Source organism: Thermoflexus sp. (genome assembly GCF_042408815.1).
Lineage (GTDB): Bacteria > Chloroflexota > Anaerolineae > Thermoflexales > Thermoflexaceae > Thermoflexus.
Window position 1 is genome coordinate 59,954 of sequence record NZ_JBHOQR010000016.1, and the last position, 9,210, is coordinate 69,163.

A 9,210-nucleotide genomic window follows, 5' to 3' on the forward strand; every position below is an offset into this window, starting at 1 on the left:
GCTTAGAACTCCAACCCGGCCTCGCGGGCCGCATCGGCCAGGGCCTTTACCCGGCCGTGGTATTTATAGCCGCCCCGATCGAACACGACCTTACGGATCCCTTTCGCCAGAGCCCGCTGAGCGATCAGGCGACCCACCAGACGGGCCTTCTCCGTCTTAGTCAGGCCATCCAGCTGCTCCCGAAGCTCAGGATCGAGCGTGGAGGCCGCTGCCAGGGTGACTCCCCGGGTGTCATCAATGATCTGGGCGTAAATGTGTTTCAGGCTCCGGAAGACCGAAAGCCGAGGTCGCTCCGGAGTGCCGAAAACCTTTTTTCGAACCCGCCGATGCCGTCGCTGACGCCCTTCATCCCGTGGATGTTCCCAGCTCATCGACTATCCCTCCTGAGGGCCAGGATTCTATCCCTGAGCCCGAGGATTTCCATCGCTTCCTCCCCCCTGAGGGTTTTCGGAGATTCAAGGACAACGAAGATCCCCAGAGAGGAAACCCGCTCCCTATCCCATCGGTCTCACCCCAGCGCCCCGTATTTCATCCGCAGGGCTATGCTGGATGGGTTCAAGGCCCTCCCCTTTCGAATCACTTGGCCTTGCCGGCCTTTCCCGCCTTGCGCCGGATGGGCTCGTCCTCCCAATGATCGCCTTTCCAGTAGGTATAGCGGATCCCTTTGCCCTTGTAAGGCTCCGGGGGGCGCAGGGCCCGGATCTTGGCCGCCACCTGGCCCACCAGCTGTTTATCGATCCCCGAGACGGTGATGATCCGATCTCGCGTGTTGACTTCAAAGGTGATCCCCTCCGGGGGTTCCACAATAATCGGATGGGAATACCCCAAATACAGCACGATGGCCTTCCCCATGGGCTCCGCTCGATAGCCCACGCCCTCAATGCGCAGATGCTGCTGGAACCCCTGGGTCACCCCGGTTACCATGTTCGCCAGCAAGGCTCGGGTCAGGCCATGGAGGGCCTTATGCTTTCGATCATCCGATGGCCGTCGCACGACCAGATGGCCGTCCTCCATGGCGATCTGCATGGACGGATGGAAAGTCTGAGTCAGGGTTCCCCTTGGCCCGCTCACCGTCACCGTTGAGCCTTCGATCCGCACTTGGACCCCGGGTGGGATCGGGATCGGTTTCTTGCCCACACGCGACACGGTTCCCTCCCCTTACCAGACATAACAGATGACCTCGCCGCCGACGCCCAGACGGCGAGCCTGTTTATCCGTCAGAATGCCCTTTGGGGTGGAGAGGATCGCAATCCCCATCCCGCTCATCACCAGGGGGATATCCTCCTTGCCGACATACACCCGACGGCCCGGTTTGCTCACCCGCTTCAGACCCGAGATCGCCGGCTTTCGGAAACGGCGCTCACCGATGTATTTCAATTTAATGACCAGCTTCGGCTGTGGCTGATCATTTGTCACCTCGAAATCTTCAATGTAACCCTCCTCTTTGAGCACCCGGGCAATGGCCACTTTAATCTTGGAACTGGGGATGGCCACCCGGCTGTGCCCTACCATAGAAGCATTTCGAATCCGGGTGAGCATGTCGGCAATCGGATCCGTCACAGCGCTCATCGTTTTCACTCCTGTCCGGATATTCCTCATCGGGCACCCAGCACCCTTCCCCCGCAGAATCCGGCATGGCCGAAAGGTTACCAGCTGGCCTTGCGAACGCCGGGGATCAGCCCCTGGAGGGCCAGCTCCCGAAAGCAGATCCGGCACAGCGCAAACCGTCGGATATATGCACGGGGCCGGCCGCACCGACGACACCGGTTCCGCACCCGCACCCTGTATTTCCGCCGCATCTCCCGATACATCATGCACTTTCGGGCCACGTCCTCCTCCCTGGGTCCGACGTCCGTGGTTTTTAACCTTTGCGGAACGGCATGCCGAGCAGCTCCAGCAGCCGCCGCGCCTCCGCATCGGTTTTCGCCGTGGTCACAATCGTGATCTCCATCCCCCGAACCTTATCCACCTGACTGTAATCGATCTCCGGCCAGACCAACTGTTCCCGCAGCCCCAGCGTGTAATTCCCCCGGCCGTCGAAGGAATCAGGCGAGACCCCCCGGAAATCCCGGATGCGCGGAAGAGCCACGTTGAACAACCGGTCCAGGAAGGCCCACATCCGATCCCCCCGCAGGGTCACCTTAACCCCGATGGGGCGACCGGCCCGCAATTTGAAGGCCGCAATGGATTTACGGGCCTTGGTGATCAGCGGCTTCTGGCCCGTGATAGTGGCGATGTTCTGGACCGCATAATCCAGGGCCTTGGGGTTGGTGACGGCTTCCCCAACCCCCACATTCACCACCACCTTCCAGACCCGGGGGACCTCCATGACGTTGCGATAGCCGAACTCCCGCATAAGGGCCGGCCGGACCTCCACCAGGTAACGCTGTTTCAAACGCGGAACCCCTTTGGTGGTTGTCTCCGCCATCCTGATCGCCTCCCCTGATCTCACCAAATGGAGAAAGATGGGGACTGGAGCAATCCCCACAAGCCGGGGATGGGCCGGCCTGCACATCCCAATTAAACAAAGGTCGCTTGACACCTCTTGCACTGACGGAGCTTACGTCCGTCAGGCTCTATCGCGAATCCCACACGCGTGGGCTGATTGCATTTCGGGCAAATCAGCATCACATTGGAAATATGGATGGGGGCCTCGAATTCCATAATGCCGCCCACCTGCCCACGTCCGGTAGGGCGTGGGCGCTGATGCTTCTTAACAAGGTTGACCCCAGAGACCACCACCCGGTTTTCCTTCCGGAGCACCCGCAGGACCTCCCCCTGGGCGCCCCGGTCATCTCCCGCGATCACCAGAACCCGATCCCCTCGCTTGACCTTAGCTGCCATAGCCCTTCTTCCCCCGATCTATGGATCGCAACGCTTCATGAACGCCACTGATCCCCCTGTCCGGGATTCTTCCTCCTCTCCCCGCGCGCCGTCCCCTCTTTGCCGCGCTCACAGCACCTCCGGAGCCAGGGAAATGATCTTGGTGAAGCCCTTATCCCGAAGCTCTCGGGCGACCGGGCCAAAGATCCGCGTTCCCTTTGGATTGCCGAATTCATCCAGGATCACCGCAGCGTTATCATCAAAGCGAATGGTCGACCCATCCGGACGACGATATTCCTTCGCCGTCCGGACGATCACCGCGCGCACAATCTCGCCCTTCTTCACCGTGGCGGTCGGGATCGCATCTTTGACGGTGGCCACCACCACATCCCCGACATAGCCGTAGCGGCGATAAGAGCCCCCCAGCACACGGATAACCAGGATCTCCCGAGCGCCGGTGTTGTCTGCCACCTTGAGACGGGTCTCCTGCTGAACCATGGATACGCCTCCTGTGATGCCTCCCCTGCTCGCTCACCCGGGGTCAGACTTCTTTCGCAGTCTGACGGAACCTCTTCCCAGGAGTCGATCGATCCCTACTCGGCCATGATCTCCTCACCGGGCAATTGCTCCGGCACAGGCTCCACCGGCTTCTGAGCCCGTTCCAGAATCGCCTCCACGATCCAGCGCTTGCGACGGCTCAACGGGCGGGACTCCACGATCTGCACCAAGTCCCCCATACGGGCCATGTTCCCCTCGTTGTGGGCCATGAACTTACGGCGACGGCGGATCACCTTCCCATAAAGCGGATGGCGCACCAGTTCCTCCACCGTCACCACCACAGTCTTATCCATCTTGTCACTGGTCACTCGCCCAATAAAGCGTTTGCGCCGATCTTTCATCGCCCACCTCCCCGGGCCAGCTCCCGCTCCCGCATGATGGTTAACATGCGAGCGATATCCTTCCGCAAAGCGCGGATCCGGTTAACATCCTTGAGCTGGCCCATCACCCACTGGATCCGCAGGTTAAACAACTCCCGGCGGATCTGCTCCAGCCGATTTCGAAGCTCCTCATCGGACCAGTTACGGATTTCCTCAGGACGAAGGGCCACAGTTCCCTCCCTGCCGGATGTCTGACGACCAAGAGCCCATCGGGCACATCATGTGGGGGGAAGACCTCGTCGGGCCGGTCTCTTCAGCAAAGGCCAACGCTGGGAGCCCTCCCCAGGCTATCCGATCTGCTGTTCCTCGGCCGTGATGATCTGGGTGCGAATCGGCAATTTATAAGAAGCCTGCCGCAATGCCTCGTGGGCGATATCAGCGCTCACCCCACCGATCTCAAAGAGGATGCGGCCGGGCCGGACTACAGCCACCCAGTGATCCACGTTCCCCTTGCCTTTCCCCATCCGGGTCTCGGCCGGTTTGCGAGTGACCGGCTTATCCGGGAAGACCCGGATCCAATATTTGCCACGCTGGCGGAGAAACCGGACGATGGTGCGGCGGGCGGCCTCGATCTGACGGGCGGTCAACCAGCACGGCTCCAGGGCCTGGAGACCATATTCCCCGAAAGCTAGCTCAACTCCCCGCGTCTCCCGGCCTTTCATCCGTCCCCGCATCTGCTTGCGGTATTTGACCCGCTTCGGCATCAACATCGCTTAACCTCCCCGCTGCGCCGATGTCACCCGGGCGACCATCTCCGCGGTCTGCTGCACGTAGGCGCCGGGCTCCGTATCCCCACGGTAGATCCAGACCTTGACGCCGATCTTCCCCCACTTGGTGATCGCTTCCGCCAGGGCATAATCGATATCCGCCCGCAGCATATGGCGAGGGACCCGGCCCTCCATCAGCGTCTCCGTGCGGGCCATCTCCGCCCCCCCCAGACGGCCCGAGACCGTGATCCGGATCCCTTTCGCCCCGGCCCGCATGGCCTGCTGGATCGCCCGCTTCATCGCCCGGGCATGGCTGACCCGCTTCTCGATCTGCTGGGCGATGCTCTCAGCCACAATGGCCGCCTCGAGCTCAGGTTTAGGGACCTCCACGATCTCCACACGGGCCTTCTTCCCGGTCATCTCCTCAACAGCCTGGCGCAGCTGCTTGATCCCCAAGCCCCGACGGCCGATCACGATGCCCGGCCGGGCCGCGTGAATATACAAATTAACTTGCTTGGGAAACCGTTCGATCTCAATTCGAGCGATCCCCGCTTCTTTAAGCTGCTCCTTCACGAACTGTCGGATCTTCAGGTCCTCATGGAGCAGCTCCACATATTCCCGGCCCTCCGCATACCAGCGGGCCAGCCAGTTTTTGGTGATGCCCAGGCGGAAACCGATCGGATGAACTTTACGGCCCAAGGTCGCCTCCTCGCGCGCAATGGGTACAGCCTCTCCATCCACACAGCAGGCTCAGCCCATCCGCTCTTCCAGAACCACCGTAAGGTGGGTGGTCCGCTTCAGGATCGGACGGACCCGGCCCCGAGCGGCGAAACGAATCCGCTTGTATCGGGGCCCGTCGTCCGCTCGGATATCCACCACATAGAGATCCGCGGGCGAGAGGCCGTAGTTGTTCTCCGCGTTGGCCATCGCCGAGCGGATCAGCTTCTCGACATAGCGGGCCGCTTTCTTAGGGGTAAAACGCAACACGCTCAACGCGTCCTCGGCCCGCATCCCCTTCACCAGATGACAGACCAGACGCGCCTTATACGGCGATATCCGGATATAGCGGGCTACTGCCCGAACCCGATTCGCCATTGCCATCCCCCATCGATCTCAAAAGTTATTCCCCGGGCTGACCCAGCGGTGCCCGAATCCGAGAGGCGGGAAGCCCCCTTCCCCAGTCACCGGACTCCCGTTTTCTTTTCCTTAACTGTGTGACCGCGATAGGTCCGTGTGGGAGCGAATTCCCCCAGACGGTGCCCGACCATCTGCTCCGTAATGTAAATGGGCACGTGGCGCCGCCCGTCGTGGACAGCAATGGTATGCCCTACCATCTGCGGGAAGATCACCGAGGCGCGGGACCAGGTGCGGATGACCCGCTTCTCTCCTCGACGATTCAGCTCCTCGATCCTCTTCAGCAGCTTAGGATCACAATACGGGCCCTTCTTCAGCGAACGCCCCATACTCGATCACCCCCTTCAGGGTTCCTTTCACTTCTTCTTCTGGCGGCGCTGGATGATGTATTTATCGGTGGCCTTGTTGCGCCGTGTCTTCTTGCCCAGCGCGTGCTTACCCCAGGGCGTCTTCGGATAGGGCAGGCCGATGGGCGCCCGGCCCTCGCCGCCGCCGTGCGGATGATCCCGCGGCGACATTGCCGAGCCGCGCACCGTGGGGCGGATGCCCAGCCACCGCTTACGGCCGGCCTTGCCGAGCCGGATATTCGCGTGCTCCAGGTTCCCCACCTGGCCGATGGTCGCATAGCACTCCAGACGGACCTTCCGGATCTCCCCGGAGGGCAGGCGCAGGATGGCATATCCTTCCTCTTTCCCCAGCAACTGCGCGACCGCGCCTGCCGCCCGGGCGATCTGACCGCCATGCCCGGGATACAGCTCCACGTTATGCACTAGGGTCCCCACCGGGATGTTGGCCAACGGCATGGCGTTGCCCACCTTGATCTCCGCCTGCGGTCCGCTCATCACGATATCCCCAACCTGCAGGCCCAGGGGCGCCAGGATGTAACGCTTTTCCCCATCCGCATATTGCAACAGCGCGATGCGGGCCGTGCGGTTGGGATCATATTCGATGCTGATCACCTTCGCCGGAATGCCTTCCTTGTCCCGACGCTTGAAGTCGATGATGCGATAAAGCCGCTTGTGGCCACCTCCCCGATGGCGAACCGTGATCCGGCCCTGAAAGTTTCGCCCGGCGTGCTTTTTCAAAGGAACAACCAAGGATTTCTCCGGCTCATCCCTGGTGATTTCCTCAAAGGTATAACCGGTCGCATTGCGGCGACCGGGCGTTGTCGGCTTGTAGACCTTGATCCCCATGGGTCCTCCTCCACTGCTGGGATCCCTCCTCGCCGAACCGACCGACGGGAGCCGGCGCCCCGGCCTTCCCCGCCCTGCTCGACAGGCCTTCGACCGGGATTACGGGCGCTTAGACCTCGAAGAGATCGATCCGCTGGCCCGGGGCAATTTGAACGATCGCCTTCTTCCAGCCCGGGCGGCGAACCACCTGCTTGGGCTTGTTGCTGAGAATCCGCACCCGCCAATCTCGTCGTCGCTTGGCCGGGACGTTGATAATCCGCACATCCAGAACACGGACGTTAAAGATCTTCTCTACGGCCTCCCGAATCTGGTGACGGTTCGCCCGCGGATCCACCTCAAACACGTATTGATTCATCTCCTTGAGCCGGGTCGTCTTCTCCGTGATCACCGGCCGTTTGATCACTTCATACAGGTCCATTTTCCCGTCCCCCGCTCAGGGCTCTCGATCAAGCCGCCGATGCGGCCTCCGCTGGAGGCCGCGCGAATTTCTTACGGATCACCGGACGCGTCAGCCAGTCCTCAATCATGGCCAGCGCATCCCGCGGAATAATCAGAGTCTCATACTTGAAAAGATCCCGGATATTCAGGCACATGGCATGGAGATAAGCCACATTGGGCAAGTTACGCACTGCCCGCTTCACGTTCTCGTTCGGTCCAGCGAGCAGGATCAGAGCGCTTTTGCCGACGGGCAGCCGCCCCAGGATCTCTTTCATGAGCCGGGTCCGCGGCTCCGGCAGCTCCAGGCGATCCAGTACCAGGATCTGACCTTCCTTTGCCTTCACGGAGAGGGCGGAGCGCAAAGCGGCACGGCGCATTTTCTTGGGCATCTTCTGCTCATAACTGCGCGGCCGCGGCCCGAACACGATTCCACCGTGATACCAGTGCGGTGCATCCCGGCTGCCCTGGCGAGCCCGCCCGGTGTGCTTCTGGGGCCACATCTTACGGCTGCTGTAATGCACCTCCCCCCGGGTCTTCGTTTTGTGGGTCCCCAGACGAGCGTTGGCCAACTGCCGGACCAGCGCCTGATGCATCAACGGAATATGAATGGGGGCCTCGAACACTTCCGGTCGCAGCTCCATCTCCCCCACCTGCTGTCCTTCCATATTCCAGACCGGCACGCGCATCGCAACGCCTCCTGAAACGTATCCCCAACCACCTTCGCGGACAGGCCGTCTCCGTAGCCTGCCCATGGCGAAAGCGCCCCTCAATACGGCCGTTTGGCCTGGCGAATAATCACCAGCCCGCCCCGGGGACCTGGGACAGCGCCCTTGAGGGCGATCAGATGGCGCTCTGGATCCACCCAGACGACCTGGAGATTGCGGACTGTCACCCGCTCATTTCCATAATGGCCCGCCATCCGCTTTCCTTTCACCACTCGACCGGGATCGGTGTTGGTCCCGATCGATCCGGGGGCGCGATGGCGATCAGACTGGCCGTGGGTTTTCGCCTGTCGGGCGAAACCATGGCGCTTGATGCCTCCGGCAAAGCCGCGTCCTTTCGACCAGCCGGTCACATCCACCCGTTCCCCGGGTGAGAAGATCGAGACCGTCAACACCTGACCTTCCTGATAAGAGGCCAGGGCCTCTGGGCCAGGGAGGCGGATCTCCCGCAACACCCGCAGTGGGGGGAGATTCCGCTTGAGCAGATGCCCCCGTTCGCCCTGGGTTAGCCGTCGGGGCTTGGTTTCCTCAAAGCCCAGCTGGATGGCAGCATAACCATCCCGCTCCAGCGTCCGGAGCTGCGTCACATAGCAGGGTCCGGCCCGGAGAACCGTCACCGGGATCACTTCGCCTTGCTCATTAAACATCTGAGTCATTCCGATTTTGCGCGCCAACAAACCTTTCATCGGTTAGCCTCCCGTGGGGACTGGTCGCCTATCCCGGCCCATCATCCCCCAGATCCATCCACTCATCAGATCTTAATTTCGATATCCACGCCTGCTGGAAGGTTCAGGCGCATCAGTTGATCGATGGTTTTCGGATCCGGATCGAGGACATCGATCAACCGTTTGTGAGTGCGGATCTCGAAATGTTCCTGAGAATCCTTATCGATAAACGGCGAGCGGATCACGGTGAACCGTTCCCGTTTCGTCGGAAGCGGGATCGGGCCGATAACCCGCGCGCCGGTGCGTTCCGCCACCTCCACAATCCGGCGAGCGGATTCGTCCAGGATCCGGTGATCGTATGCCTTCAGACGGATGCGCAATCGCTGCTTGGCCATAGGCCTCACCACAAGTATCTGGGATCATGAAGCTGGGGATCCGAAACCCTCATCTAATCCAGGATTTTGGTGACGACGCCGGCGCCGACGGTCAGGCCGCCTTCCCGGATGGCGAACCGCAACCCTTCCTCAATGGCCACCGGCGCGATCAGCCGCACCCGCAGGTTCACATTGTCCCCCGGCATCACCATCTCC

The 9,210-nt window shown here is 61.4% G+C and carries 18 protein-coding genes and 1 pseudogene; all 19 read right to left on the reverse strand.

Annotation, left to right across the window (positions count from 1 at the left end; all coding sequences use genetic code 11):
* Window positions 1-2: 2 nt before the first annotated feature.
* Complete coding sequence (rplR, locus tag ACFMO3_RS05955; protein WP_376789510.1) at window positions 3-371, reverse strand: 50S ribosomal protein L18; 369 nt, start codon at window positions 369-371, stop codon at window positions 3-5.
* Window positions 372-576: 205 nt separating this feature from the next.
* Window positions 577-1,146: a 50S ribosomal protein L6 gene (gene rplF, locus ACFMO3_RS05960; RefSeq protein WP_376789511.1), complete on the reverse strand. Its 570-nt coding sequence runs from the start codon at window positions 1,144-1,146 to the stop codon at window positions 577-579.
* A 12-nt stretch (window positions 1,147-1,158) separates the two neighbouring features.
* On the reverse strand, window positions 1,159-1,569 hold the full coding sequence (gene rpsH, locus ACFMO3_RS05965) for a 30S ribosomal protein S8 (protein WP_376789512.1): 411 nt from the start codon (window positions 1,567-1,569) through the stop codon (window positions 1,159-1,161).
* Between the two features lie 77 nt (window positions 1,570-1,646).
* The gene (locus ACFMO3_RS05970) at window positions 1,647-1,814 is read right to left on the reverse strand and encodes a type Z 30S ribosomal protein S14 (protein WP_376789529.1); all 168 of its coding nucleotides are present in this window, start codon (window positions 1,812-1,814) and stop codon (window positions 1,647-1,649) included.
* Between the two features lie 47 nt (window positions 1,815-1,861).
* Window positions 1,862-2,428, reverse strand: a complete 567-nt coding sequence (gene rplE / locus ACFMO3_RS05975; RefSeq protein ID WP_376789513.1) for a 50S ribosomal protein L5 — start codon at window positions 2,426-2,428, stop codon at window positions 1,862-1,864.
* Between the two features lie 92 nt (window positions 2,429-2,520).
* The gene (rplX, locus tag ACFMO3_RS05980; RefSeq protein ID WP_376789514.1) at window positions 2,521-2,844 is read right to left on the reverse strand and encodes a 50S ribosomal protein L24; all 324 of its coding nucleotides are present in this window, start codon (window positions 2,842-2,844) and stop codon (window positions 2,521-2,523) included.
* Window positions 2,845-2,952: 108 nt separating this feature from the next.
* Window positions 2,953-3,321 carry a 50S ribosomal protein L14 gene (gene rplN, locus ACFMO3_RS05985; protein WP_322799942.1) on the reverse strand — a complete coding sequence of 123 codons (369 nt, stop codon included), beginning with the start codon at window positions 3,319-3,321 and terminating at the stop codon, window positions 2,953-2,955.
* 95 nt (window positions 3,322-3,416) lie between these two features.
* Window positions 3,417-3,722 carry a 30S ribosomal protein S17 gene (rpsQ, locus tag ACFMO3_RS05990; protein ID WP_322799941.1) on the reverse strand — a complete coding sequence of 102 codons (306 nt, stop codon included), beginning with the start codon at window positions 3,720-3,722 and terminating at the stop codon, window positions 3,417-3,419.
* A complete protein-coding gene (rpmC, locus tag ACFMO3_RS05995) occupies window positions 3,719-3,931 on the reverse strand; it encodes a 50S ribosomal protein L29 (protein WP_376789515.1) in 213 nt (70 codons plus the stop codon). The genes rpsQ and rpmC overlap by 4 nt, the downstream gene beginning before the upstream one ends.
* A 117-nt stretch (window positions 3,932-4,048) precedes the next feature.
* Window positions 4,049-4,471 (reverse strand): 50S ribosomal protein L16, encoded by a 423-nt coding sequence (gene rplP, locus ACFMO3_RS06000; protein WP_376789516.1) that lies wholly within the window; start codon window positions 4,469-4,471, stop codon window positions 4,049-4,051.
* Window positions 4,472-4,474: 3 nt separating this feature from the next.
* Window positions 4,475-5,167 carry a 30S ribosomal protein S3 gene (rpsC, locus tag ACFMO3_RS06005; protein ID WP_376789517.1) on the reverse strand — a complete coding sequence of 231 codons (693 nt, stop codon included), beginning with the start codon at window positions 5,165-5,167 and terminating at the stop codon, window positions 4,475-4,477.
* 51 nt (window positions 5,168-5,218) lie between these two features.
* Window positions 5,219-5,569, reverse strand: coding sequence for a 50S ribosomal protein L22 (gene rplV, locus ACFMO3_RS06010; RefSeq protein WP_376789518.1), 351 nt, complete (start codon window positions 5,567-5,569; stop codon window positions 5,219-5,221).
* Window positions 5,570-5,649: 80 nt separating this feature from the next.
* A complete protein-coding gene (rpsS, locus tag ACFMO3_RS06015) occupies window positions 5,650-5,931 on the reverse strand; it encodes a 30S ribosomal protein S19 (protein ID WP_376789519.1) in 282 nt (93 codons plus the stop codon).
* 27 nt (window positions 5,932-5,958) lie between these two features.
* Complete coding sequence (gene rplB, locus ACFMO3_RS06020) at window positions 5,959-6,795, reverse strand: 50S ribosomal protein L2 (RefSeq protein ID WP_376789520.1); 837 nt, start codon at window positions 6,793-6,795, stop codon at window positions 5,959-5,961.
* A 109-nt stretch (window positions 6,796-6,904) separates the two neighbouring features.
* Window positions 6,905-7,213: a 50S ribosomal protein L23 gene (rplW, locus tag ACFMO3_RS06025; protein WP_376789521.1), complete on the reverse strand. Its 309-nt coding sequence runs from the start codon at window positions 7,211-7,213 to the stop codon at window positions 6,905-6,907.
* Between the two features lie 28 nt (window positions 7,214-7,241).
* Complete coding sequence (gene rplD, locus ACFMO3_RS06030) at window positions 7,242-7,919, reverse strand: 50S ribosomal protein L4 (protein ID WP_376789522.1); 678 nt, start codon at window positions 7,917-7,919, stop codon at window positions 7,242-7,244.
* Between the two features lie 80 nt (window positions 7,920-7,999).
* Entirely contained in the window at window positions 8,000-8,641 is a 642-nt protein-coding gene (gene rplC / locus ACFMO3_RS06035) for a 50S ribosomal protein L3 (protein ID WP_376789523.1), read from the reverse strand.
* Window positions 8,642-8,706: 65 nt separating this feature from the next.
* Window positions 8,707-9,015, reverse strand: a complete 309-nt coding sequence (gene rpsJ / locus ACFMO3_RS06040; RefSeq protein WP_088571967.1) for a 30S ribosomal protein S10 — start codon at window positions 9,013-9,015, stop codon at window positions 8,707-8,709.
* Window positions 9,016-9,068: 53 nt separating this feature from the next.
* Window positions 9,069-9,210 (reverse strand): annotated as a pseudogene (gene tuf / locus ACFMO3_RS06045) (elongation factor Tu); the annotation flags it as partial.